General features: G+C 67.7%; 28 protein-coding genes. 16 read left to right on the plus strand and 12 right to left on the minus strand.

The genetic code is table 11. The features are described from left to right. Positions 1 to 79: 79 nt before the first annotated feature. Positions 80 to 910 carry a tyrosine-protein phosphatase gene (locus AC5Y2S_RS23905; RefSeq protein ID WP_499958772.1) on the minus strand — a complete coding sequence of 277 codons (831 nt, stop codon included), beginning with the start codon at positions 908 to 910 and terminating at the stop codon, positions 80 to 82. After that, a complete protein-coding gene (locus tag AC5Y2S_RS23910; RefSeq protein ID WP_499958992.1) occupies positions 903 to 2123 on the minus strand; it encodes an acyl-CoA dehydrogenase family protein in 1221 nt (406 codons plus the stop codon). Before AC5Y2S_RS23910 ends, AC5Y2S_RS23905 begins: the two co-directional genes overlap by 8 nt. A 114-nt stretch (positions 2124 to 2237) precedes the next feature. Between AC5Y2S_RS23910 and AC5Y2S_RS23915 the strand changes: the two genes are divergently transcribed. The 4 genes from AC5Y2S_RS23915 to AC5Y2S_RS23930 are packed head-to-tail and all read left to right on the plus strand — an operon-like array spanning position 2238 to position 5597. Further along, complete coding sequence (locus AC5Y2S_RS23915; RefSeq protein WP_499958773.1) at positions 2238 to 2699, plus strand: nuclear transport factor 2 family protein; 462 nt, start codon at positions 2238 to 2240, stop codon at positions 2697 to 2699. A 55-nt stretch (positions 2700 to 2754) separates the two neighbouring features. After that, a complete protein-coding gene (locus AC5Y2S_RS23920) occupies positions 2755 to 3849 on the plus strand; it encodes a Re/Si-specific NAD(P)(+) transhydrogenase subunit alpha (protein ID WP_499958774.1) in 1095 nt (364 codons plus the stop codon). Then, positions 3850 to 4176, plus strand: a complete 327-nt coding sequence (locus tag AC5Y2S_RS23925) for an NAD(P) transhydrogenase subunit alpha part 2 (RefSeq protein ID WP_066933457.1) — start codon at positions 3850 to 3852, stop codon at positions 4174 to 4176. After that, entirely contained in the window at positions 4173 to 5597 is a 1425-nt protein-coding gene (locus AC5Y2S_RS23930; RefSeq protein WP_499958775.1) for an NAD(P)(+) transhydrogenase (Re/Si-specific) subunit beta, read from the plus strand. Before AC5Y2S_RS23925 ends, AC5Y2S_RS23930 begins: the two co-directional genes overlap by 4 nt. 4 nt (positions 5598 to 5601) lie before the next feature. On the opposite strand, the gene AC5Y2S_RS23935 is transcribed toward AC5Y2S_RS23930, so the two are convergent. Beyond that, entirely contained in the window at positions 5602 to 5727 is a 126-nt protein-coding gene (locus tag AC5Y2S_RS23935) for a hypothetical protein (RefSeq protein ID WP_108637325.1), read from the minus strand. A 171-nt stretch (positions 5728 to 5898) separates the two neighbouring features. Here AC5Y2S_RS23935 and AC5Y2S_RS23940 point away from each other — a divergent pair, with 171 nt between their 5' ends. Further along, positions 5899 to 6522: a TetR/AcrR family transcriptional regulator gene (locus tag AC5Y2S_RS23940; RefSeq protein WP_499902744.1), complete on the plus strand. Its 624-nt coding sequence runs from the start codon at positions 5899 to 5901 to the stop codon at positions 6520 to 6522. A 3-nt stretch (positions 6523 to 6525) separates the two neighbouring features. Here AC5Y2S_RS23940 and AC5Y2S_RS23945 read toward each other — a convergent pair whose 3' ends face one another. Together AC5Y2S_RS23945 and AC5Y2S_RS23950 are read right to left on the minus strand one after the other, a co-directional pair. Next, the gene (locus AC5Y2S_RS23945) at positions 6526 to 7980 is read right to left on the minus strand and encodes a PE family protein (protein ID WP_499958776.1); all 1455 of its coding nucleotides are present in this window, start codon (positions 7978 to 7980) and stop codon (positions 6526 to 6528) included. 122 nt (positions 7981 to 8102) lie between these two features. Continuing rightward, positions 8103 to 8999: an alpha/beta hydrolase gene (locus AC5Y2S_RS23950; protein WP_499958778.1), complete on the minus strand. Its 897-nt coding sequence runs from the start codon at positions 8997 to 8999 to the stop codon at positions 8103 to 8105. A gap of 94 nt (positions 9000 to 9093) precedes the next feature. On the opposite strand from AC5Y2S_RS23950, the gene AC5Y2S_RS23955 reads away from it, so the two are divergent. The 5 genes from AC5Y2S_RS23955 to AC5Y2S_RS23975 all read left to right on the plus strand — a co-directional run bounded on the left by AC5Y2S_RS23955 (position 9094) and on the right by AC5Y2S_RS23975 (position 13175). Continuing rightward, entirely contained in the window at positions 9094 to 10194 is a 1101-nt protein-coding gene (locus tag AC5Y2S_RS23955; RefSeq protein ID WP_499958779.1) for an NAD(P)H-dependent amine dehydrogenase family protein, read from the plus strand. Between the two features lie 18 nt (positions 10195 to 10212). After that, on the plus strand, positions 10213 to 10953 hold the full coding sequence (locus AC5Y2S_RS23960; RefSeq protein WP_499958780.1) for a glucose 1-dehydrogenase: 741 nt from the start codon (positions 10213 to 10215) through the stop codon (positions 10951 to 10953). Positions 10954 to 11043: 90 nt separating this feature from the next. Then, complete coding sequence (locus tag AC5Y2S_RS23965) at positions 11044 to 11382, plus strand: WhiB family transcriptional regulator (protein ID WP_499958781.1); 339 nt, start codon at positions 11044 to 11046, stop codon at positions 11380 to 11382. A 58-nt stretch (positions 11383 to 11440) separates the two neighbouring features. Continuing rightward, positions 11441 to 12790 (plus strand): FAD-binding oxidoreductase, encoded by a 1350-nt coding sequence (locus AC5Y2S_RS23970; RefSeq protein WP_499958782.1) that lies wholly within the window; start codon positions 11441 to 11443, stop codon positions 12788 to 12790. 34 nt (positions 12791 to 12824) lie between these two features. Beyond that, the gene (locus tag AC5Y2S_RS23975; RefSeq protein ID WP_499958783.1) at positions 12825 to 13175 is read left to right on the plus strand and encodes a PNPOx family protein; all 351 of its coding nucleotides are present in this window, start codon (positions 12825 to 12827) and stop codon (positions 13173 to 13175) included. A 79-nt stretch (positions 13176 to 13254) separates the two neighbouring features. Here AC5Y2S_RS23975 and AC5Y2S_RS23980 read toward each other — a convergent pair whose 3' ends face one another. Genes AC5Y2S_RS23980 through AC5Y2S_RS23995 form a run of 4 tightly spaced genes read right to left on the minus strand, consistent with a single transcriptional unit; the run spans position 13255 to position 16020 of the window. Continuing rightward, positions 13255 to 13794 (minus strand): TetR/AcrR family transcriptional regulator, encoded by a 540-nt coding sequence (locus AC5Y2S_RS23980; protein WP_499958784.1) that lies wholly within the window; start codon positions 13792 to 13794, stop codon positions 13255 to 13257. A 31-nt stretch (positions 13795 to 13825) separates the two neighbouring features. Further along, a complete protein-coding gene (locus tag AC5Y2S_RS23985) occupies positions 13826 to 14659 on the minus strand; it encodes a thioesterase family protein (protein WP_499958786.1) in 834 nt (277 codons plus the stop codon). A gap of 17 nt (positions 14660 to 14676) precedes the next feature. Further along, on the minus strand, positions 14677 to 15495 hold the full coding sequence (locus AC5Y2S_RS23990) for an SMP-30/gluconolactonase/LRE family protein (RefSeq protein WP_499958787.1): 819 nt from the start codon (positions 15493 to 15495) through the stop codon (positions 14677 to 14679). 33 nt (positions 15496 to 15528) lie between these two features. Next, the gene (locus AC5Y2S_RS23995) at positions 15529 to 16020 is read right to left on the minus strand and encodes an SRPBCC family protein (RefSeq protein WP_499958788.1); all 492 of its coding nucleotides are present in this window, start codon (positions 16018 to 16020) and stop codon (positions 15529 to 15531) included. A gap of 98 nt (positions 16021 to 16118) precedes the next feature. Between AC5Y2S_RS23995 and AC5Y2S_RS24000 the strand changes: the two genes are divergently transcribed. From AC5Y2S_RS24000 to AC5Y2S_RS24010, 3 genes are read left to right on the plus strand one after another with little or no spacing between them, the layout of a single operon-like run. Then, positions 16119 to 17009 carry an acyl-CoA thioesterase gene (locus AC5Y2S_RS24000; RefSeq protein WP_499958789.1) on the plus strand — a complete coding sequence of 297 codons (891 nt, stop codon included), beginning with the start codon at positions 16119 to 16121 and terminating at the stop codon, positions 17007 to 17009. Positions 17010 to 17014: 5 nt separating this feature from the next. Beyond that, positions 17015 to 17935: an LLM class F420-dependent oxidoreductase gene (locus tag AC5Y2S_RS24005; protein ID WP_499958790.1), complete on the plus strand. Its 921-nt coding sequence runs from the start codon at positions 17015 to 17017 to the stop codon at positions 17933 to 17935. Then, a complete protein-coding gene (locus AC5Y2S_RS24010; protein WP_499958791.1) occupies positions 17936 to 19087 on the plus strand; it encodes an acyl-CoA dehydrogenase family protein in 1152 nt (383 codons plus the stop codon). On the opposite strand, the gene AC5Y2S_RS24015 is transcribed toward AC5Y2S_RS24010, so the two are convergent. Together AC5Y2S_RS24015 and AC5Y2S_RS24020 are read right to left on the minus strand one after the other, a co-directional pair. Beyond that, on the minus strand, positions 19084 to 19743 hold the full coding sequence (locus tag AC5Y2S_RS24015; RefSeq protein ID WP_499958792.1) for a maleylpyruvate isomerase family mycothiol-dependent enzyme: 660 nt from the start codon (positions 19741 to 19743) through the stop codon (positions 19084 to 19086). The two genes, AC5Y2S_RS24010 and AC5Y2S_RS24015, sit on opposite strands and share 4 nt — an antisense overlap. Continuing rightward, complete coding sequence (locus AC5Y2S_RS24020) at positions 19727 to 20659, minus strand: alpha/beta hydrolase (protein ID WP_499958793.1); 933 nt, start codon at positions 20657 to 20659, stop codon at positions 19727 to 19729. Before AC5Y2S_RS24020 ends, AC5Y2S_RS24015 begins: the two co-directional genes overlap by 17 nt. A 70-nt stretch (positions 20660 to 20729) precedes the next feature. On the opposite strand from AC5Y2S_RS24020, the gene AC5Y2S_RS24025 reads away from it, so the two are divergent. After that, positions 20730 to 21380 (plus strand): TetR/AcrR family transcriptional regulator C-terminal domain-containing protein, encoded by a 651-nt coding sequence (locus AC5Y2S_RS24025; RefSeq protein ID WP_499958794.1) that lies wholly within the window; start codon positions 20730 to 20732, stop codon positions 21378 to 21380. Between the two features lie 27 nt (positions 21381 to 21407). Continuing rightward, positions 21408 to 21563: a hypothetical protein gene (locus tag AC5Y2S_RS24030; RefSeq protein WP_499958795.1), complete on the plus strand. Its 156-nt coding sequence runs from the start codon at positions 21408 to 21410 to the stop codon at positions 21561 to 21563. Here AC5Y2S_RS24030 and AC5Y2S_RS24035 read toward each other — a convergent pair. Continuing rightward, on the minus strand, positions 21560 to 22234 hold the full coding sequence (locus AC5Y2S_RS24035) for a DUF427 domain-containing protein (RefSeq protein WP_499958796.1): 675 nt from the start codon (positions 22232 to 22234) through the stop codon (positions 21560 to 21562). The genes AC5Y2S_RS24030 and AC5Y2S_RS24035 overlap by 4 nt on opposite strands. Before the next feature lie 99 nt (positions 22235 to 22333). Between AC5Y2S_RS24035 and AC5Y2S_RS24040 the strand changes: the two genes are divergently transcribed. After that, a complete protein-coding gene (locus tag AC5Y2S_RS24040) occupies positions 22334 to 23464 on the plus strand; it encodes an oxidoreductase (protein ID WP_499958797.1) in 1131 nt (376 codons plus the stop codon). Positions 23465 to 23476: the final 12 nt, after the last annotated feature.

The following is a 23476-nucleotide window of genomic DNA, read 5'->3' on the forward strand; positions in this document are numbered from 1 at the left end:
CTCGACCGCTGCAGGCGGACCCCGTCAGCCTAGGGCGAACTGCCGATCCTGTCCGGCGTTTGCGCCGACGGCACGCGGCTCAGCCGAGCAGTTGGGTGCGCAGCCGATCCACGTCGGCCTCGGTGATGCCCGCGTCGCTCAGATACGCGCCGAGCGAACCGAATTCGGTGTCGATCGTTTGGCGGGCGGCGGCCAGGTATTCGGGACGCACACCGAGGACGCCGTCGGACAGCCGGGCTTCGGTGAAGGTCACCACCTCCGGCGTCAGTTCAGTGTCCCCGCGCTGCTGGATCATTTCGTAGATGTGCGTCCGGAGCTCGGGTACGGCGTCGTTGCTGCGCAAGAAGTCGGCGACGATGGCGTCGCGGTCGACGCCGACCGCCTCGAGCACGGTCGCGATGACGAAGCCGGTGCGGTCCTTGCCCGCGAAACAGTGGGTGAGCACCGGGCGCCCGGCGGCCAGCAGGGTGACGACGCGGCGCAGCGCGCGCTGCGCCCCGTTGCGCGTTGGGAATTGGCGGTACTCGTCGGTCATGAAGCGGACGGCGGTCTCGTTCACCGATTCCTCGGAGCCGTCGGATTCACCCCGCAGCAGCCGCTGGAACGCCTCCTCGTGCGGCGCGGCGGCCTCGCCGTCGTCGTCGGGTTGGTCGGAGAGGTCGGGAACCGGCAGCAGGTGGATCTCGATGGCGTCGGGCACCAGCCCCGGGCCGCGCCGGGCCACCTCGCGCGCCGCGCGCAGGTCGGCCACGTCCGTAACGCCCAGCCGGCGCAGCGTCGCCCGGCCGTCGTCGTCGAGGCGGCTCAGCTCGCCGGACCGGAACACCCGCCCGGGCCGGAGCGCGTCGACACCGTCAGCGACATCACGAAAGTTCCACGCGCCGGACAGTTCTCGCACGGCTTCAGCCATGCCGGGTTACCGCCGCGGCGAGCGCGGATTGCTCCCCGCCGAGCTCGTAGCGCGCGATGGTCCGAATGTGCACCTCGTCGGGTCCGTCGAAAAGACGCATGGCGCGATGCCAGCCGTACGACCGGGCCAGCACGGTGTCCTCGCTGACGCCGGCGGCGCCGTGCACCTGGATCGCGCGGTCGATCACGTTGCAGGCCACCTGCGGGGCGACCGCCTTGATCTGCGAGACCAGCAGATGGGCGGCCTTGTTGCCGTGCTGGTCGATCGTCCACGCCGCCTTCTCGCACAGCAGCCGGGCCTGGTCGATTTCGTTGCGGGACTTGGCAATTGCCTCCCGCACCACGCCCTGCTCGGCCAGCGGACGGCCGAACGCCACCCGGTTGCGGGCGCGGTCGGCCATCAGGGCCAGCGCGCGTTCGGCACCGCCCAGCGCCCGCATGCAGTGGTGGATGCGGCCCGGTCCCAGCCGGGCCTGGGCGATCGCGAAGCCGGCACCCTCCTCGCCGAGCAGGTTGGTGACCGGCACCCGGACGTTGTCGTAGATGATCTCGCAGTGCCCGGGTTGGTCCTGGTAACCGAAGACCGTCGTCGAGCGGACGACGGTCACGCCCGAGGTGTCGATCGGCACCAGCACCATCGACTGTTGTTGGTGGCTGGCCGCGTCGGGGTTGGTGCGGCCCATCACGATGAGGATCTTGCAGCGCGGGTCGGCCGCCCCGGACGTCCACCACTTGCGGCCGTTGATGACGTAGTCGGCGCCGTCGCGCTCGATGGACGTTTCGATGTTGCGGGCGTCGCTGCTGGCGACTCCGGGCTCGGTCATCGAGAAGGCGCTGCGGATCTCCCCGGCCAGCAAGGGCTCCAGCCACTGCTTGCGCTGCTCCTCGGTGGCGAACAGGTGCAGGGTCTCCATGTTGCCGGTGTCGGGCGCCGCGCAATTGAGCGCCTCGGGCGCGATCTCCAGGCTCCAGCCGGTCAGCTCGGCCAGCGGGGCGTATTCCAGGTTGGTGAGGCCCGACTCGGCGGGCAGGAACAGGTTCCACAGGCCCTGCTGTTTGGCCTTGAGTTTCAGTTGCTCGATGACCGGCGGAACGGTGTGGTCATTGGGGCCGGCCTCGTGACGGTATTTGTCGTATTCGGCCTCGGCCGGGAAGACGTACTCGATCATGAAGTCGGACAATCGCTTGTGGTAGTCGCTGGCTTTGGCCGACATCGCGAAGTCCATGACCGTCACGATATCTTTCAGCGCGAGCAGACGCAGAATCGCATGCCACAGTGAGAATTCGTGCGATTCTGCGTCTGCTCGCGGCAGCGCAAGATGGACGCCATGACCAAATCCCGCCCCCCGTTCCCGCCGTTCACCCTCGAAACTGCGTTGCAGAAGGTCCAGGCCGCCGAGGATGCCTGGAACACCCGCGACCCCGAGCGAGTCAGCCTGGCGTACACGCCCGACTCGCACTGGCGCAATCGCGGCGAGCACATCGTGGGCCGCGACGAGATCGTCGCGTTCCTGACCCGCAAGTGGGAGCGCGAACTCGACTACTCGCTGCGCAAGAGCCTGTGGGACTTCCACGACAACCGCATCGCGGTGCGGTTCCAGTACGAGTGCCACGACCACGAAGGCCAGTGGTACCGCAGCTACGGAAACGAGCTGTGGGAGTTCAGCGACTCGGGGCTGATGGCCCGACGCGAGGCCAGCATCAACGACGTGCCGATCGAGGAGTCGGAGCGCCGCTACTTCGGGCCCCGGCCCGCATCGGAACACGGCCGAGATATCCCGCTCTGGTGACAGGTTAGGGTGTCTGCGGCAAGCCAAAGACATAAGGAAAGTAGATGTACGCGCCATGACAGAAGCGCAGACGACGGTGGGGGTGGTCGCCGAGTCCGGGGCCGACGAGCGGCGCGTCGCGCTGGTGCCGAAGGCGGTCGCGTCGCTGGTCAACAGCGGTTTGGCGGTGGTGGTCGAGTCCGGTGCGGGCGAGGGCGCGCTGCTACCCGACGGGCTGTACACCGAGGCGGGGGCGAGCATCGGGGACGCCTGGGCGGCCGACGTGGTCGTCAAGGTCGCGCCGCCGACCGCCGACGAGGTCGCCCGGTTGCACAGCGGCCAGACGCTGATCGGTTTTCTGGCGCCGCGCAACGCCGACAACGCGATCGGTGCGCTGAAGCAGGCCGGGGTTCAGGCGTTCGCGCTGGAGGCGATCCCCCGCATCTCGCGCGCCCAGGTGATGGATGCCCTGTCATCACAGGCCAACGTGGCCGGGTACAAGGCCGTCCTGCTGGCGGCCTCCGAATCGACCCGGTTCTTCCCGATGCTCACCACCGCGGCGGGAACCGTGAAGCCCGCCACCGTGCTGGTGCTCGGCGTCGGGGTGGCCGGGCTGCAGGCGCTGGCGACGGCCAAGCGGCTGGGCGCCCGCACCACCGGCTACGACGTGCGTCCGGAGGTGGCCGACCAGGTCCGCTCGGTGGGGGCGCAGTGGCTCGACGTCGGCATCGACGCGGCCGGTGAGGGCGGCTACGCCCGCGAGCTGACCGACGAGGAGCGCGCCCAGCAGCAGAAGGCGCTGGAAGACGCGATCGCCGGATTCGACGTGGTGATCACCACCGCGCTGGTGCCCGGCCGCCCGGCGCCGCGGCTGGTCACCGCGGCGGCGGTGGAGGCGATGAAACCCGGCAGCGTGATCGTCGACCTCGCCGGTGAAACCGGCGGCAACTGCGAACTGACCGAGCCGGGCCGCACCGTCGTCAAGCACGACGTCACCATCGCCTCGCCGCTGAACCTGCCCGCGACCATGCCCGAGCACGCCAGCGAGCTGTACAGCAAGAACATCACGGCGCTGCTGGACCTGCTGATCAAGGACGGGAAGCTGGCGCCGGACTTCGACGACGAGGTCATCGCGGACTCGTGTGTGACCCGCGATCGAAAGGACTCTTAGATGTACGACGAGCTGTTGGCCAACCTGGCGATCCTGGTGCTGTCCGGGTTCGTCGGGTTCGCGGTGATCTCGAAGGTGCCCAACACGCTGCACACGCCGCTGATGTCGGGCACCAACGCCATCCACGGGATCGTGGTGCTCGGCGCGCTGGTGGTGTTCGGGGAGGTCGAGCACCCGTCGCTCGCGGTGCAGATCATCCTGTTCGTCGCGGTGGTGTTCGGCACGCTCAACGTCATCGGCGGTTTCATCGTCACCGACCGGATGCTCGGGATGTTCAAGGGCAAGAAGAAGCCGGTGCCCGCCAAAGTTGACGAGGTCGCCAAATGAACTACCTGGTCACCGTCCTCTACATCATCTCGTTCTCGCTGTTCATCTATGGGCTGATGGGCCTGACCGGGCCCAAGACCGCCGTGCGCGGCAACCTGATCGCCGCGGTGGGCATGGCCCTGGCCGTGACGGCGACGCTCATCAAGATCCGGCACACCGACCAGTGGGTGCTGATCATCCTCGGGCTGGTCGTGGGCGTCGCGCTCGGCGTCCCGCCGGCCCGCTACACAAAGATGACCGCCATGCCGCAGTTGGTGGCGTTCTTCAACGGCGTCGGCGGTGGCACCGTCGCCCTCATCGCGCTGTCGGAATTCATTGAAACCCAAGGCTTTTCGGCCTTCCAGCACGGCGAGTCGCCGACCGTGCACATCGTGGTCGCGTCGTTGTTCGCCGCGATCATCGGGTCGATCTCGTTCTGGGGTTCGATCATCGCCTTCGGCAAGCTGCAGGAGATCATCTCCGGGTCGCCGATCGGCTTCGGGAGGGCCCAGCAACCGATCAACCTGCTGCTGCTGGCCGGCGCGGTGGCCGCCGCGGTCGTCATCGGCCTGGGCGCGCATCCGGGCAGCGGTGGGGTGGCCCTGTGGTGGATGATCGGCCTGCTGGCCGCCGCCGGCGTGCTCGGCCTGATGGTGGTGCTGCCCATCGGCGGCGCCGACATGCCGGTGGTCATCTCCCTGCTGAACGCGATGACGGGGCTGTCGGCCGCCGCGGCCGGTTTGGCGCTGAACAACACCGCGATGATCGTGGCCGGCATGATCGTCGGCGCGTCCGGCTCGATCCTGACCAACCTGATGGCCAAGGCTATGAACCGCTCCATTCCCGCGATCGTCGCGGGCGGTTTCGGCGGCGGCGGGGTGGCGCCCAGCGCCGACGGCGGCGGCGACAAGCACGTCAAGGCGACGTCGGCCGCCGACGCGGCCATCCAGATGGCCTACGCCAACCAGGTGATCGTGGTGCCGGGCTACGGCCTGGCCGTCGCGCAGGCCCAGCACGCCGTCAAGGACATGGCCTCGCTGCTCGAGGACAAGGGTGTCGCGGTGAAGTACGCGATCCACCCGGTCGCCGGCCGCATGCCCGGGCACATGAACGTGCTGCTGGCCGAGGCCGAGGTGGACTACGACGCGATGAAGGACATGGACGACATCAACGACGAGTTCGCGCGCACCGACGTCGCGATCGTCATCGGCGCCAACGACGTCACCAACCCGGCGGCCCGCAACGAGGCATCCAGCCCGATCTACGGCATGCCGATCCTCAATGTGGACAAGGCGAAGTCGGTGATCGTGCTGAAGCGGTCGATGAACTCGGGATTCGCGGGCATCGACAACCCGCTGTTCTACGCCGACGGGACCACGATGCTGTTCGGGGACGCGAAGAAGTCGGTGACGGAGGTCGCCGAGGAGCTGAAAGCGCTGTAGGGGCTTAGACGGGCGGGTAGGCCGGTGGCGGGTATCCGTTGCCGTCGACCACGCCGCGCAGACCCCACGGGACGTACTTGAAGAAGAACTCGATCTCGTCGCTCATGTCATAGTCCGGACTCGGATCCATGTCCCCACCTCTCGACTCGCGACCGGTTCGACACACCATGCTAGTCCCAGACGCGCCGCTGCGACAGGCGGCGGTGCCCTTAAACTGTCCAACCAGTTGATTGGTACTTTGCCTTATCCGGGCCTCAGCGTGGCCCGCCGGCAGTGAACGATAGAGAGCACCCAGAGACAAATGCCATCCGAGAACGGGCTGACCCGCCGCGAGGAGTTGCTGGCCGTTGCCACCAAGCTGTTCGCCGCGCGCGGTTATCACGGCACCCGGATGGACGACGTCGCCGACGTGATCGGGCTCAACAAGGCGACCGTCTACCACTACTACGCCAGCAAGTCGCTGATCCTCTTCGACATTTACCGCCAGGCCGCCGAGGGCACGCTGGCCGCCGTGCACGACGATCCGTCGTGGACGGCCCGCGAGGCGCTCTACCAGTACACCGTCCGCCTGCTGACGGGGATCGCGGCGAATCCGGAGCGGGCGGCCGTGTACTTCCAGGAGCAGCCGTACATCACCGAGTGGTTCACCTCCGAGCAGGTCGCCGAGGTCCGCGAGAAGGAGGCCCAGGTCTACGAGCACGTGCACGGGCTCATCGACCGCGGGATCGCCAGCGGCGAGTTCTACAAGTGCGACTCGCACGTGGTGGCGCTGGGCTACATCGGGATGACGCTGGGCAGCTACCGGTGGCTGCGGCCGAGCGGGCGGCGCACCGCCAAGGAGATCGCCGCCGAGTTCAGCACCGCGCTGCTGCGGGGTTTGATTCGCGACGAGTCGATCCGGCAGCATTCCCCGCTCGGCCCTTAGCCGTCAGCCGAAATTGGGCGGCGGGATCAGGTGCAGCACGTTCCCGGCCGCCCCGCTCAGCAGGGACAGCAGCGTCGTGCTCGACTGGCCGAACGAGACATTCAGGCCGGGGTTGATGGACGGAACCCATGGGTAGGTGTCCGGGAAGTACGAGGGCGACAGCAGGCCCGCCTCCACCCCGATCTCGACCACGGCGCCGTACGGACCCTGCACGGCGCCCAGGGCGAGGTCGGGAATGACCGTGAACGGGTTCGGCAGGTCGAACAGTCCGGCCGGGGTGGGAATGTTCGCGTAGTTGGCGCCCGGCCCGTAGTCGCCGTAGCCCAGGTCGACGAGCACGCGCAGATCCGGCTGGAAGATGTCGGCGATCGGCGGACCGGCGTAGGGGATGGCGCGGATCGGCTCCAGCAGCGGCAGGTTCTGGGTCATGAACATGTAGTACTTCGTGTTGCCGGTGTAGTCGGGCGACGTGGGCAGCTGCACGGCGGTGCCCACCTGGGTAGCCGTCAGGTCGGGATATGAGCTGTGGACGAAGAAATAGCCCATGAACGCGTTGAGGTCGGAGACGAGATTGAGCGGGTACTGGGGTAGGTCGGCGATGCCGTCGTATTGGTATGTGTAAATCGAGGTCGGGTACGGCGAATTCGGCGGGGTCGCGCCGTTGAACGCCACGTCCAGGAATGGGATGTAGAAGCCGGGGAAGCGCTCGAGGATGCCGCCGACGGGGTTGTTGGGATTGCCGATCAGCACGAAGTTCAAGTGGCCCTGATACGGGGATCCCGCCGCCATGAGGGCGTTTATCTCGTTAGTGGCGATCGCGGCGCTCTGCGAGTAGCCGAAAACCACGGCGCTATTGTTCGGGTCGCTCAGTGTCGAAGTGATCGCGTTGTTCAGCAACGTGACGCCCTTGGCCACGGACTGGCCGAACGTCATGCTCCCGAGGTTCGGCGTCACCGGCCAGAACTGCTCCGGCGTGAAGACGGGCAGCGGCGGCGATGAGACCGACGGGTAGAGGGGCTTGATGTACGCGTTGAAGACGCTGGTCACGTATTTGGGGTCGGGTTGTGGGTTATTCGTGCCGCCCATGATCAACGCGAACAGCGGGTCTCCGGGGGAGGCCAGCTGCACCACCGACAGCGGCGTACCGATAGGCGAGGCCCCCGAGACGACGGCTGCGTTGGTCGTCTCGGCTTGCGCGTAGGCGGCCGCCGCGGCCCCCAAGGCCTGGGTGAACTGGCTATGAAAACTTTCGGCCTGCCCGAGAAGCGCTTGATATTCCCGGCCGTACGCGCCGAATAGGTTTGCGATGGCCGCCGACACCTCGTCCTCGGCCGCCGCGAGCAAACCGGTCGTTTGTCCCGCGGCATTCGCGCCGGCCGCGTTGATCGCCGAACCGATGCTTTGCACATCGGCGGCCGTTGACGCCAAGGTCTCAGGGGCAGCAATTAAGTCGGACATCTCCCCGTCCTTTCCCCACGGACCCCATCCCGGCCCAATGGGAGTTGTCCGGAACCGTGGGTATTAGGTATTGACCGAGGGTAAATCCGTCCCGCCAGGAAGTCTGGCGTTTCGCACATGTTCTAAGCAGTCACACGTTTGAGGTGTCGGTCGAGAAAGGCGAGCTGGTCCGCGACGACGCGCTCGAACGCGTCGCCGACATAGATATCGAAATGCCCCTCGGGATACATGCGGACCTCGCCGCGCGGGGCCTTCGCCGCGTAGCGCAGCGTCGGCACCGGGGGAGCCACCGAGTCGGCCTCGCAGACGCAGAACAGGATCGGGCAGGCCACCTTCGCGGCCAGCCGGCCCGGACGGTAGGTGATGACCTTCAAGGCGAGCCGGGCGGCGACCTCGTTGGGCACCGTCTGGCCCTCGGGGACCAGCCTCATGTAGCCGGGGTACACATCGGGCGCGTTCATCAGGGCGACCTCACCCGGCTTGCCGGCCGCGGGAATCGTGACCGGCGACCTGCCCAGCCGGGCCGCGAAGAGGTCGCGCGCGGCCAGCAGGCCGACACGGCCGAAGATCGCCGGGCTGAGCGTGCGCGCGGATGCGACGCCGTCTGTGAAGGGGCATTGGGCCACGGCGGCCTTGATGCCCGGCACCCGGGCCGCCGTCGCGATCGCGTGCCCGCCGCCAAAAGACGTGCCCCACACGCCGATTCGATCGTGATCGATGTCCTCCAGGGTGCGGGCGTGGGCGACCGCGGCCGCCCAGTCCGCGAGCTGCATGCCGATGTCGAGCAGCTGCCGCGGCTGGCCTTCGCTGTCGCCGAAGTTGCGGTAGTCGAACACCAGGCAGGCGTAGCCGGCGGCGCTGAATCGTTCGGCATAGGCGTCCAGTCGCATGGTGCGCACCGCACCCAGCCCGTGCGCCATCACCAGCAGCGGCGCGGGGCCACCGCGCTCCGGCCGGTACAGCCATGCGCTGATCCGGTCGGCACCGGACCTGAACTGGATGTCCTCGCGTTGCGTCATGAGCCCTTCTATTCTGCCCCGGCACGGTAGGCGTCGCAGAAGTTGTGGACTACTGTCTAGAAACGTTTCGAGCGTTCGAGGGACGGAGACTCTGATGGCCATCCGCGTCGCACACGTCGGCACCGGAAATGTCGGAGGGCTGGCCCTGGCCCACCTGATCACCGATCCTCGGTTCGAACTGACGGGCGTGTGCGTCTCCACGCCGGAGAAGGTGGGCAAGGACGCCGGGCAACTGTGCGGCGTGGGCCTCGACGCCGACACCGTGACCGGCGTCGCCGCCGTTTCGGACCTCGACGCCATCCTGGCCGCCAAGCCCGAGTGCGTCGTCTACTGCGCCATGGGCGATACGCGGCTACCCGACGCGATGGCGGACGTGATGCGCATCCTGGCCGCCGGCATCAACGTCGTCGGGTCGTCACCCGGATTGCTGCAGTACCCGTGGGGCGTCATGCCCGACAAGTACATCGCCCGCGTGGAAGATGCTGCCCGGCAAGGCAATTCGAGCATCTTCATCAGCGGCGTGGATCCCGGATTCGCCAACGACCTGATCCCGTTCGCGCTCGCCGGAACCTGTCAGCGCATCGAGCAGGTGCGCTGCATGGAGATTCACGACTATGCGAGCTACGACGGCGTCGAGGTGATGAGCTACATGGGGTTCGCCCAGCCGCTGGATTACGTCCCGATGCTGCTGCAGCCGGGCGTGCTGAGCATTGCGTGGGGGACGGCGATCCGTCAGCTGGCGGCCGGGCTCGGCATCGAGGTCGACGAGATCACCGAGTCCTACCAGCGCGAGCCGGCACCCGAGGACTTCGACATCGCGATCGGACACGTGGCCAAGGGCACGCTGGCCGTGCTGCAGTTCGAGATCCGCGGCATGGTCAAGGGCCACCCCGCGATCGTCATCGAGCACGTCACCCGGCTGCGGCCCGACCTGCGCCCCGACCTGCCGCAGCCCGCTTCGGGCGACGGCTCGTATCGCGTCGAGATCACCGGCGAGCCGTCCTACGCGGTGGACATCGTTCCGAGCAGCCGCAAGGGCGACCACAACCACGCCGCGATCGCCGGAGCAGCCGGTCGGATCGTCAACGCGATCCCGGCGGTTATCGCCGCGCCGCCGGGGATCACGACCACCTTGGACCTGCCGCTGGTCACCGGTAAGGGACTTTATGCGCCAAAAGACTTGGTAGCTCAGTAAATTCGAAAGGACTGATTAATGGGACGGGTTGACGGCAAGGTAGCGCTGATCAGTGGCGCCGCCGGCGGCATGGGCGCCGAAGATGCGCGGCTGCTGGTCGAGGAAGGCGCCAAGGTCGTTATCGGCGACATCCTCGACGACCAGGGCAAGGCGCTCGCCGACGAGATCGGCGACGCCGCGCGCTACGTCCACCTCGACGTCACCCAGCCCGACCAGTGGGACGCCGCAGTCGCGACCGCCGTCGGTGAATTCGGCAAGCTCAACGTGCTGGTCAACAACGCGGGAACGGTTGCGCTGGGGCCGTTGAAGGACTTCAAGCTGGACAAGTGGCAGAAGGTGATCGACGTCAACCTGACCGGCACCTTCCTGGGCATGCGGGCAGTTGTCGAGCCGATGACCGCCGCCGGGGGTGGCTCCATCATCAACGTCTCGTCGATCGAGGGGCTGCGTGGCGCGCCGATGGTGCACCCTTACGTCGCGTCCAAGTGGGGCGTGCGCGGGCTGGCCAAGTCGGCGGCGCTGGAGTTGGCGCCGTTGAACATCCGGGTGAATTCGATCCACCCCGGTTTCATCCGCACCCCGATGACCGCGCACCTACCCGAAGACATGGTCACCATCCCGCTCGGCCGTCCCGGTGAGGTCCGCGAAGTCGCGACTTTCGTGCTGTTCCTGGCCAGCGACGAGTCGTCTTACTCGACGGGAAGCGAATTCGTCATGGACGGCGGGCTGATCACCGATGTGAACCACAAAGAGTTCTGACCTTCGGCCCGTCTAGTCCGGCGCTCGCCCACTATCGACTCGTGTCGTTTAAGCGGCGCGGCGCGGGGGAATCATCTAAGACGCACGTCAGTGGGGATATCGGACCGGAAGAAGGGGACGAGGTTGCGAGGCGTGGCCCGCGGCGCGGACGCGGAGGAACCGGATCGGTGGACGGCGAGAGCCCTGTGCGTCGACACCGATCCCGACGGGCTCTTTGTGACGGGTGCCGCCCAGCGCAAGGCGGCGGTGTTGTGCCGCCACTGCCCGGTCATGCGCGAGTGTGCCGCCGAGGCGTTGGACAACAAAGTGGAATTCGGTGTCTGGGGCGGCATGACGGAGCGACAGCGCCGAGCCTTGCTCCATCAGCACCCCGAGGTGGCCTCCTGGTCGAACTTCCTGAGCGAGCGGACCAAACGCCGCATCGGCTGACTGGCGCCCAGTCGGGGGCCTTGGCCGGGCACGGGGCGGCGGTGCTATAACCGCGAGCATGCCCGGCGGCCTTGCGGATCTGAAAAAGATTGTCGGTTCCAACCACGTCGTCACCGACGCCGACGTCCTGGCCGGCCGCAGCGTCGATCACACCGGGCGCTATCGGGGGCGCGCCAGCGCGCTGGTGCGGCCGGGGTCGGCCGAGGAGGTCGCCGAGGCGCTGCGGGTGTGCCGCGCCGTGGGCGCGCACGTGACCGTGCAGGGCGGACGGACCTCGCTGGTGGCCGGGACCGTCCCCGAGCATGACGACGTGTTGCTGTCGACCGAACGCCTCTGCGGGCTCGGCGACGTGGACACCGTCGAGCGCCGCGTCTCGGCCGGCGCCGGAGCCGCTCTGGCCGCCGTGCAAAACGCCGCTGCCGCAGCGGGTTTGGTGTTCGGCGTGGATCTGGCCGCCCGCGACACCGCCACCGTCGGCGGCATGGCGTCGACGAACGCCGGGGGTCTGCGCACCGTGCGCTACGGCAACATGGGCGAGCAGGTCGTCGGCCTGCAGGTGGCGCTGCCCGACGGTTCGCTGATGCGCCGCCACAGCGAGGTGCGCAGCGACAACACGGGCTACGACCTGCCCGCGCTGTTCGTCGGCGCCGAGGGCACCCTCGGCGTGATCACCGCGCTGGACCTGCGGTTGCATCCCACGCCGTCGCATCGGGTGACGGCGGTCTGCGGGTTCTCCGAACTCGAGGCGCTGGTCGACGCCGGCCGCGCGTTTCGCGACGTGGATGGGATCGCGGCTTTGGAGCTGATCGACGGCCGGGCCGCCACGCTGACCGCCGAACACCTCGGGGTCGGCGCGCCCGTGCAGGGCGACTGGCTGCTGCTGGTGGAGCTGGCCGCCGACCACGACCAGACGGATCGGCTCGCCGACCTGCTGGACGGCGTCCATCTGTGTGGGGAACCCGCGGTCGGCGTGGATGCCGCTGCGCAGCAACGGTTGTGGCGCGTGCGGGAATCGCTCGCCGACGTGCTCGGCGTCTATGGGCCACCGCTGAAGTTCGACGTGTCCCTGCCGCTGTCGGCCGTCGGCGAATTCGCAAGGGAAGCAGTCGATTTAGCCTGCGCTCATGCGCCCGAGGCGCTGCCCCTTCTGTTCGGCCACATCGGCGAGGGCAACCTGCACCTCAACGTGCTGCGTTGCCCGCCCGAGTGCGAGCAGGCGCTGTATGCGCCGATGATGGACCTCATCGCGCGGTGTGGCGGCAACGTCAGCTCCGAGCATGGCGTCGGCAGCCGCAAGCGCCCGTACCTGGGCATGTCGCGGGAGCCCGCCGACATCGCCGCAATGCGGGCGGTCAAAGCCGCCCTGGACCCGACCGGCTACCTGAACGCGGCCGTGCTCTTCGACTGATCCCTATTGCGCCGTCTGGCATACGCTGGCATTCATGGCATCCGGAATCTTCGACACACCCATTGCCGGAATCATCAACAACGTCTTTGTCGGCTTGATCGACGCGCCCGTCGTGGGACCGCTGGTACGGCGCGGGTTGATCAACATTCGCTATGTCGGCAGGCGTTCGGGTAAGACGATCCAGACCCCGGTCGGGTACCGCCGCTCCGGCGACGGCATCGTCATCAACGTCATGTCGCCCGATGGCAAGACATGGTGGCGAAACTTCCTCGGCGAGGGCGGGCCGATCACACTGCTCAACTTCGGCGGCGCCGACCGCACCGGGCACGCGCTCGCCAGCCGCGACGAGAAGGGCCGCATCAAGGTCGCGGTGCGGCTCGACTGATCCTCTCGTCCGCGAGGGCGCGCAGTTGTACGTGTAATACGGCGTGTCGGCGTACAAACGCGCGCTCGCGGGGATGTGCTCAGGTGCCGCCCTTGATCCCGACCGCGTGGCGCAATTGCTCCAGGAACTGGTCGGCATCGTCGCTTCGGACGATGTAGTGCGAGATCGCGATCCGGATGACCGTTGCGGCCCGCACCGCGGCGTTGGGGCCGGAGAGGTGCCGTTGCAGGCCGTCGCGCATCTGCGGGATGACGCGGCCGAACTGCGCGATGGTGTGCTCGGGCTCGACGTCGACCATGCGCACCCCGGAGTACGAATGCTGGTATTCGACGATGAATCGCAGCACGGCGTCGAGCTTGTCGGCGCCCTTCAGTCCGGCGGTGGCCTTGACCAGACCGCTCTCGAATTCCTGCCGCTCGTAATTTGAAAACGCCGACAGCAGCTCCTCTTTCGAGGCGAACCAGCGGTACAGCGTGGGACGCGAGACTCCCGCCTGGGCGGCCACCTCGGACAGGCTGAGCTTGGTCTTGCCGTTGCGGCCGAGCACCTCGGCCGTGGCGTCGAGGATCCGCTGACGTGTCGAGGTGTCGATCTCCGCTGCTGGGGCCGGCTGGCTCATGACTGAAACTTTACGAAGTATCGCGAGCGTGTCACGTTCTTTTCGCTTCCCGGCCGGGGCGCCCTCGCACCAGCACGCATTGTTGAATGGCGCCGACCGCGCCCCCCTCGTCGAAAAGTGTGCCGACCGTCGTGCCGATGCCGTCCGGGCCGTAGCTGGTCTCCGCGCGAATGCCGATCCAGTCGCCGTCGGGGATCCGGAACACGTGCACCGCGAGATCGGTGTTGAGGAACGTCCACTTGGTGATGTCCAGCTTGCTGCCGATGCCGTTGGCACAGTCGGCCACCGCGAACAGCCGCTCCAACGGGGTCATGGCCTCGCCCTTGACGAGGTCGACGGTCGGCTTGATCCAGGATTCGCCCGGGCCCTCGCTCAGCGGTTCGGTCAGCCACAGCCAGTCCAGGCTGTGCACGTAGTTGCGGTCCCAATCACGCGCCCGGAGGTTGCGGTCGCGGGCCTCGGCCCGCGCCCGGGGCAGGGGAGCCGCGCCGTGAGCCACCGCGTGCGTGTCTTGGTGCTGCAACCGCCACCCGCTGGCGCGGGCCACCGGCCGGGGTTCGCCATCGGGCCCCGGCGCCAGCATCTCGGCCGTGACGAGTTCGATCTGTTTGCCGCCCCGCTGCACTTGCGAGCTGACCCAAAGGTCGCCCTCGGCCGGCACCCCACCCAGCAGGTCGATGACGACCCGGCCGAGCCGGGTGTCGTCGCGCCGCTCACACCGTTCCAGCGCCCGGACCAACAGCGCCGACACCGGGCCGCCGTGCTGGATGGCGGCCGACCAGGTGCCGCGCGCCAGATCGGTCGCCGCGAACTTCTCGCCCCGCGGGTCGGCGTCGTCGATCAGCTCGTAGTAGGAGTCGGTCATCCTCTGCCTTCCGGGTGTCAGGGTAGGCCCGCGCCGGGGGTGTCAACGGTCACCGCGTCCAGCTGCGAGAGCCGGGTGCCGATCAGTCGCTGGGGATAAGCGTCGGTGCTCGACAGCAGAAACAGCGTACGGCGCGCGGGGCCGCCGAACGCGCACGCGATCGCCACCCGCTCGCCCATGTCGATGCGGTCGGTGACGGCACCGCCCTCGGAGATCCGCTCGAACTGGTGCGCCAGCGTCATGGCGGCCCACACGGCGCCGTCGGCGTCGAGCGCGAGGCCGTCCGGCGGCCCATCCAGGCCGTCGGCGAAAACCCGGCGGCCGCTGAGCCCGCCGTCCTCGCCGATGGCGAACGCGGTCAGGCGGCGGCCCGTCGATTCGGCGACGATCAATGTCTTTCGGTCCGGCGTGATCACCATGCCGTTGGGAAAGTCGAGGTCCTCGGCGGCGATGGTGGCGGTGTCGTCGGCGTCGAGGCGGATGATCGCGCCGCCGGAGAACGCCTGACAGCCGATGTATGCGCGACCGGCGTCGTCGACGACCATGTCGCCCAGGTTGACCGGTGTCAGGGCGGCCAGGTCGGCGACGACCTCGACCGTTTCGCCGTCGTATCGCAGCACCTGCCGGTCCTCGGTGGAGGCGATCAGCAGGGACCCGTCCGGGCGAAACCCGAGGCCCGACGGGGAGCGCCCGGGCAGCGCCAGCGTGGTCAGCGAGCCCCGCATGTCGACGGTGTGCACGGCTTCGCCCAGCATGTCGGAGAACCACAGCAGGCCTTCGAACCAGCGCGGGCCCTCACCGAAGCAGAACCCCTTGGCCAGGGGCTCGGGGATCATCGGTTTGGACCTTTACAAAACACCGCCAAAGTGTCATGCACGGCGTGCGTCGGTGTCAATCTCGCCCAGCTCCCGCGCGACGGCCGCGTGGTAGGCGTCGATCCTCGCGGGATTGGCCTGCTGGAACAGCGCATCGGGCAGCGGCGCGTGCTTGAAGGCCTCGATCGTCATGGTCCGGGCGAACAGCGTGACGTCGCGGCCGGGCCTGGTGAACCGGTAGGTGACGGTGATCCGGCCCTCCATCCCTCCGTTCCCGTCGCGGTCGTGGCCGAGGCGACCCACCGAATTGAACACGAACAGCGTCGGCCGGTCGGCGATGGCGAGCTGCCAGCTGAAGATGCGCTCCCCGTCGGGCCCGGCCTCCTCCCACGTGTCACCGACCTTCAGCGGGAGTTCGGGCAAGTTGCCGATGTGCGCGCTGCCGGGATAAGTCTTGGTCCAGTTGGCCGGGTTGGTGACAAAGTCGTACACGGCCTCGGCGGAATGGGTGAACACGGTCTCCGAGGTGCTCGTCACGATGCCCAATTGTCTTGCCTCCTTGGATGTTTGTTAGCCAAGCTTTACAAATCTTACTCAAAGTGTCACGCTGAGCCCTGGGCTGCTGACGCGGAGGTGGAGCGGATTTGACGAAGGCTTCGGAGGAATCCGAGCAGATCGAGTGGACGGTGCAGGGTCTGCTGGACCTGTTCGACGTGCGGGCCGACGGGCAGGACCGGTTCACCGGCGACACCGGGATCGCCGTCGGCGACGAACGGCAGGTGGTGGAGGGCACCCAGGTGCTCGCCCAGGCGATTGTCGCGGTGGCCAAGCGATTCCCGGACAAGTCGGTGCGCTCGGCCCACGCCGTGTTCTCCCGCGCCGTGACCGTCGGCCCGCCGATCGAACTCGTTCTCGACGTCGTGGCCGAGGGCCGGTCTACCGCCACCGCGGTCGTGGCCGTGCACCAAAACGGCCGGCGCTGCCTGAGCATCACCGTGCTGGCCGACGTCCCGACGGGCGACGTCATCCGCCATCACCTGCCGCGTCCCGACGTGGCGGCCCCCGCCGACGCCAACCATTCGCCGATGCCGATGGTCGGACGCGAACTGCGCCTCGTTGACGTCGTCGACGTCAACAGCCCCGACGAGGTCGGGCCGCCCGAGTTGTACGCGTGGCTGCACTATGACCCGATTCCGACCCGCGACGACCTTGCCAAGGCGCTCGTCGCGTACTTCACCGGGCATCTGGGGATCTCCACGACCATGCGGGCGCACCCGGGCATCGGCACCAGCCAGGCGCACCTGACGGTGTCCACCGCACCGATGAGCATCTCGGTCGCGTTCCACGAACCCGTGCGCTGGGACGGCTGGCTGCTCTACACCCACGAGAGCACCCAGGTCGGCGCGGGGATGTCGTACGTGCGCGGCACTGTGCACTCCGAGGAGGGGGAGCTGCTGGCCTCCTTCGCCCAGGAGGCGCTGATCCGTCCGCTGCGCACCAGCGACACGGCGATCGATTCCCGCGCACGATTCTGACCGCCATGCGCTTCACCATCACCCACCCGATGCACAGCCATCCGTACAACCCGGAGCTGGTCAGCGGCGAAGGCATCGGGAAGGTGGCCGCGGCCACCGAGGCCGCCGGCATCCATGGGTTCGGTTTCACCGACCACCCCGCGCCGTCGCAGCGCTGGCTGGAGGCCGGTGGCCACGACGCCGTAGATCCGTTTGTCGCTTTGGGTTTCGCCGCGGCCAGGACGACGACGCTGCGCCTGATTCCCAACATCGTGGTGCTGCCGTACCGAAACCCGTTCGTGGTGGCCAAGTCCGGCGCCACGCTGGACCTGCTCTCGGGTGGCCGGTTCACGCTCGCGGTCGGAGTGGGTTATCTCAAGCGGGAGTTCGCGGCGCTGGGCGTGACTTATGACGAGCGGCTAGAACTGTTCGAGGAAGCCCTTCAGGTGATCCGCGCGGTGTGGACCAGCGACGACATCTCGTTCGAGGGAAAGTATTTCAGCGCGCGCGGCATCACCGCGCACCCCAGGCCGCTCAGTCAGCCGCATCCGCCGATCTGGATCGGTGGCAACACCACGGCCGCTCGCCAGCGAGTGGCGCAGTACGGCGACGGGTGGTGCCCGTTTCCCGCCCCGCCGCAGCTGGCGAAGACTTCCGGCACCGCGGTCATCGACTCCGTCGAGCGTCTCACCGAGGGCATCGACGACCTGCGGCGCCGCTGCGACGCGGTGGGCAGGGACTGGTCGGCGATCGACATCACCTTCACCAACTTCGAGGGCGGCAGCCCCGCCACCGACGACTTCAACGCCGATGCGTACCTGGGCGGCCTGGAAAAGCTTGCAGCGGTGGGAGTTACGTGGGTCGGCGTCCACCTGCCGGGCGACAGCGTGGCGCATGCGCTCGAGACGCTCGACCGGTTCCGCACGCTCGTGATCGACGCGACGTAGATGGACTTCTCAGCCGTCGACCTGAGCGCCGAAGACCAGGAATTTCTCGAGGAGACCCGGGCCTTCATCGCCAAGCACGTCACCGACGACGTGCTGCGCCGCCAGCGCGAGTTCGGGGAAAACTTCGACGAGCAGGTGCATCTGGCGCTCGGCGAGGCCGGCTACCTGGCGGCGGATTGGCGGCTGGAGTCCGAGGGCGGATTCAGCCCGGTCCGCCGGCGCATCTTTCACCTCGAGATCGCCAGGGCTCACACGCCGTGGTACCACTGGGGAACCACGTCCGTCGTCGCGCGGCTGGTGCAACAGTTCGGCGCGCCGGAGCTCGTCGCCTTGGTCCTGCCCGGCGTGCTGTCCGGGGAGATCCGGCTGTGCCTGGGCTACACCGAACCCGAGGGCGGCTCGGACGTCGCCACCTGCAAGACCCGGGCGGTGCGGGACGGCGGCGCATGGGTTATCAACGGCTCCAAGATGTTCACCTCGAACGCGCAGAACGCCCGGTACGTCTTCCTGCTCACCAACACCGACCCGCAGGGCCCGAAACACAACAACCTGACCATGTTCCTGGTGCCGCTCGATACGCCGGGCATCGAGATCCAGCCCATCCGCACCCTGGACGGCGACCGCACCAACATCGTCTACTACAGCGACGTGCGCGTCGACGACCTCTACCGCATCGGCGAGGTCAACGGCGGCTGGACGGTGATGCGCTCGGCGCTGGACTCCGAGCACGGCATCGTGGATCGGGAAGACCATGGCCTGCAATACGTCGCGGCGATGTCGGCGCACGGCGACATCATGGCCGAGGTGGTCGACACGGTCGCGGCGCTCGTCGCGCAGGTGGACGACCAGTCGGTGAAGTACCGGCTCGGGCGGGCCGCCGCGCGGATGGAGGCGGCGCTGTCCACGCCCGGCATGTTCGGGCGCGTCGCGATCGCGCAGACCATGCGCGACATCTCCCCGGACCTGATGGACATCCTGGGGACGGGCTCCGCGCTGCCCGCCGAGACCCAGGGCTCCGCGAGTGACGGTGCGGCCGAGCACCTTTACCGGCTCGCGTTACCGCTCGGCATCTACGGCGGCACCCTCGAGGTGTTCCGCAACATGATCGCCCAGCACACGCTGAAGCTGGGGCGCCCTAGCTACGGCGGCTAGCTCTGCCCTTGATGGGTGGCGTTGATGCGGGCGGACAGCAGGCCCACGCCGTCACCACTGAGGTACCGCAGGGCGTTGGGACGCCCGGCCAGGACCGACGCGATGTGTGCGGCGTGCCCCGTAACCGTTGGTCCGCCGCCGAAATGAGACCAGTGGACGTCCGTGGCATACAGACTGAGGCCCCGGGCTCGTGCGGCCGCGGGGACGAACGGATTGGGCACGCGCACCTGTGTATCGAGCACGGTGGTGACGGTGGACAGGGGCACCGTCGATTCCTTACCCAATGCGAAGGCGATGTCGAGTTCGTGAATGACGTGGTCGCCCAGCAACAGACGCTTCGGAAAAACGCGGCCGATGCCTCGGGGTCGGCACGCCAGCCCCTCCAGGTCGGCGATCAGCTGAGCGGGATGGCGACGCACCGCCAGAGCGCGGGCCAACTGGGCGTTCGCCGCGTCGAACGAGCCCCGCTGTCGGACCATCTCCGCGACCACGTCTCGCGCCGCGACGCCATAACCGATGACGAGATGTGCCAGCACCTCATGATTGGTCCACTCGCTACAAAGACTCGGCTCGGCCCACTGCGCCGCGGTGATCTCGCGCGCGAAATCGGCAAGTCGCCCGTCGTTGTCGCGCAGCGCATCAGCCGGCCCCGACATTGAGGTGCTCCTTCAGAAAATCGACCTGGTCGGCGAGGAGGGCCTCCAGCAACGGGGGATGGTAGATCTGGAAGTGGTCACCGGCGTAATGCCGAACCACCCCGCGAGGAGCTGAATGGCCGATGCCCTCGGCATGGCGCGGGTCCATCAACGTCTCCCGCTGTGACACGCAAACCAAAAGCGGTGCTTCGATTTTCTTCGCGCAGCGCTTGGCGCTGCTCGTAGCGATGCCGACGACGTCCGCCGCAGCCATGCGGTTATCGAATGTGGTGCCGGCCGGCACGGTTGAATACCATCCGTCCAGGGCGCCCGGGCTGGTGACGGCGGCCAGGTCACCGGGCCGACCGACGATGGGGACGTAGCGGCGACTAGTCGAAAATACATGGCGCGCCGCATCTTCGGTGATTGCCGGAGCCAAGCGCAAGGCGGACCACACTCCATTTCGCGTCAGCGTGCCCGGGCCGTGCACGATCGGACACTGCACCACCACCGCCCGGATATCGACTTGTTGCGCCGCCGCTTGCAATACGTGCAGCGCACCCAAACTCGTGCCCCACAAGCCCAATCGGGTTGCGTCTATGGCTTCGTGCCGCCGCAGATACCCCCACGCCGCCACAACGTCCTGTCGATGCCGTCGCATGTTGAAGTGCTGCCGGGGCTCGCCACCAGACTCACCCGTATAGCGGTAATCGAAAGCCAGCGTCGCGATGCCGGCGGCGGCGAAGCGCCGTTCGTACTGCTGGAGCAGCATTTCGTGAGTCGCGCCCAGGCCATGAGCGAGCACAACGCCGGGATGGGGGCCGCGTCCCTCGGGAAGGGTCAGCCAGCCTGCGCATTCTGTGTCGTGCGAAATGAAGGACACCCGTTCGGTGCCGGACCACGGGCCGCCACCGAGATCATTTGATGATACGTACACCGTACGTTTGTATAATACGTACGGTGTACTTGTCAATGGCCGGTTCGATGATCAGTAGGCTGATCCCGACATGAAGGCACGATTCACCGTCGCCGAGGTGCGAGCGCAGGCTCTCCAAATCGTCGACACAGACGGGCTCGCGGGGCTGAGCATGCGGTCGCTGGCTGCGGCGCTGGGCACCGGACCGATGACGCTCTACAACTACGTCGCGGACCGCGAAGAGCTCGAGGGGCTCGTCGCGGAAGCGGTGCTCGCCGACGTCCGCCTGCCGCGCCCGTCGAAAGATTGGCGCTCCGACGTCAAGGGCATCGCAACTGCCATTTGGCGGGCCGTGCGCCAGCACCCCAACGCCGCGTCCTTGGTGCTGACCCGAAGGGTCGTGTCAGCGGCGGGGTATCTTCCGGCCGAGCGACTTATCGAATCCCTCGCCCGGGCGGGGTTGAGCGACCTCGATGTGTTGGCGGCGTTTCGCGGTGTGCTCAGTCTTGTAATGGGTGCTGCGCAAGTGGAATTGGCCGGGCCCTTGTCCGAAACCGCAGCCGCAAGCGCTCGCGAGAAGTCGAATGTGGCGATGGCCAGACGTATCGGGCAGCTCGCGGCGGTCGACCACCCACACATGGCCGCGCTCGCAGAAACCTCCCAACGCTCAACGATGGCCAAGGACTTCGATCGAGCTCTCGACATGCTGCTTGCCGGTATCCAGTCCCAAGCCCGACGTTAGGCGTCCGCGGCGATCGCGCTCCGATTCTTGCCGGTCCGGGTCTACGCCTGGACCGGGGCGGCGCGGGCGCTGATGAGGGTGGGCCGCCGGCGGTCGGACCAACTGCGCAAGGTGTTCACCAAACTGGGCGTCACCGCGAGACGTCAACTCGGACTGGGGCTGAAGGACGAGTCGGGCGATTAGCCGCGGTGGCTGAGCGGCAGTTCGGCGACGACATCGACGCGCGCGGCGTCGAAGCTGAAATACCCCTTGATGGGCAGGCTTTCGGGCGGTGGATCTTCATAGCTCCACGCGACGTCGTCGACCGTGCCCGCGGACCAGTACGTCGCGAAACCCTTGTAGTTGCAGTAGCTCGACGTCTCGGATCGCCGCAGTAGCTCGGTGCGCACGTGAGCGGGCGCGACGTAAAGGCGCGGCTCGAGTGCGGTCTCGAACAGGATCACCGTGTCGTCGGTGTCCACCAGCGTGGCGCCCGCGACGCTGACGCGCAGGCGCCGCTTGGTCGGCCGGCAGTCGACCCGGTGATACGGATTCGGCGGGTAGTGCACGAGTTCGCGGCCCTCCTCCAGCCAGGTGTCGACGGCGTCCCAGGGCACGTGGACGAAACCCGGCGCTTCGGGCTCCGGCTCGTTCGGTAGGTTGCCGATCCCGTCGGCCGGAAACGCGTAGCTGAGCGGGTGACCCTGCCGGTGCACCAGCACCGCCTGCTCGGTGTCGATCACCAGGCGGCCGCCCAGTAGCGCCTGAACCCGCCGCGGATGCGGCTCGACGTAGACCACGCCGGCGGGTATCTGGGGAGCGAACCGCCCGGCCGGATCAGCGGACAGCGGTCCCCGTCCTGCTACCAAACTCATTGGCCAAAGCTTATCGGCAGGGCCGGTCAGGCCGTTCGGAACATTTCCGGAGGGCGCACTGTTGTGTCGCCCGTGACGAACCAGGAAGTAGACGGCCGGATGACTGCGGCGAGCCGGCCACCGCATGAGTCCCTGTTCCTTCCGGCAACGATCGGGCGCGCGGACCTGAAAAACCGCGTCGCCCTGGCGCCGATGACCCGCGTCAGCGCTAGCGCTGAGGGACTGGCCACCGAGCGGATGGTTTCGTACTACGGCGTGTACGCCGACGGGGGATTCGGCCTGCTCATCACCGAAGGCATCTACATGGACGAGCAGGCCAGCCAGGGTTATTTGTTCCAGCCCGGCATCGCCACCCCGGCTCAGGCCAAGGCCTGGCAGCCCGTGGTCGAGCGGGTGCACGCGGCCGGCGCGAAAATCTTTGCCCAGTTGATGCACGCCGGCAGCCAATCGCAGGGCAACGTTTACACATCCTCGACCGTAGGCCCGTCCGCGGTGCGTCCGAAGGGTGCACAAGCTGCCATGTATCGCGGATCGGGCCCGTACGCGACGCCCGAAGCGATGTCCGCCGAGCAGGTTCGCGAGGTGCGCCGGGCCTTTGTGGGGGCTGCGCGCCTGGCCCGCGATGCCGGCTTCGACGGTGTCGAACTCCACGGGGCGAACGGGTATCTGCTCGACGAGTTCCTCACCGACTACTTGAACACTCGCACCGACGAGTACGGGGGAAGTGTCGCCAATCGCGTTCGCCTGGCCGCAGAGATCAGCAGCGACGTCGCGGCTGCGGTGGGATCGGAGATCACCACCGGAATCCGTATCTCCCAAGGGAAAGTGTCCGACCATCAGCACCGCTGGGCCGGTGGCGAACAGGACGCCGCGGTCATTTTCGGGGCGTTGGCCGACACGGGCATCGACTACATCCACACGACCGAGTACCGCGCGCTGGCACCGGCTTTCGATGCGGGCCCGAAGACTTTGGCCGAACTGGCCAAACAGCACAGCGGGCTGCCCGTCCTCGTCAACGGACACCTTGACGATCCCCGCGATGCGGCCGCCGTCATCGAATCCGGGATCGGCGACGTGATCACTCTGGCTAAACCGGCGTTGGCCAACCGCAATTGGCCGCACCTGGTTCGCGCGGGTCAAGCGCCCGCCGGGGACATTCCCGCCGACCTGTTTGGTCCCGTCGCCGACATCAAGGACTGGGAACTGCTCTCCCCGGGCAGCACCGACTGATGCTGGCGCCGG

The organism is Mycobacterium sp. NGS69, from assembly GCF_059812165.1.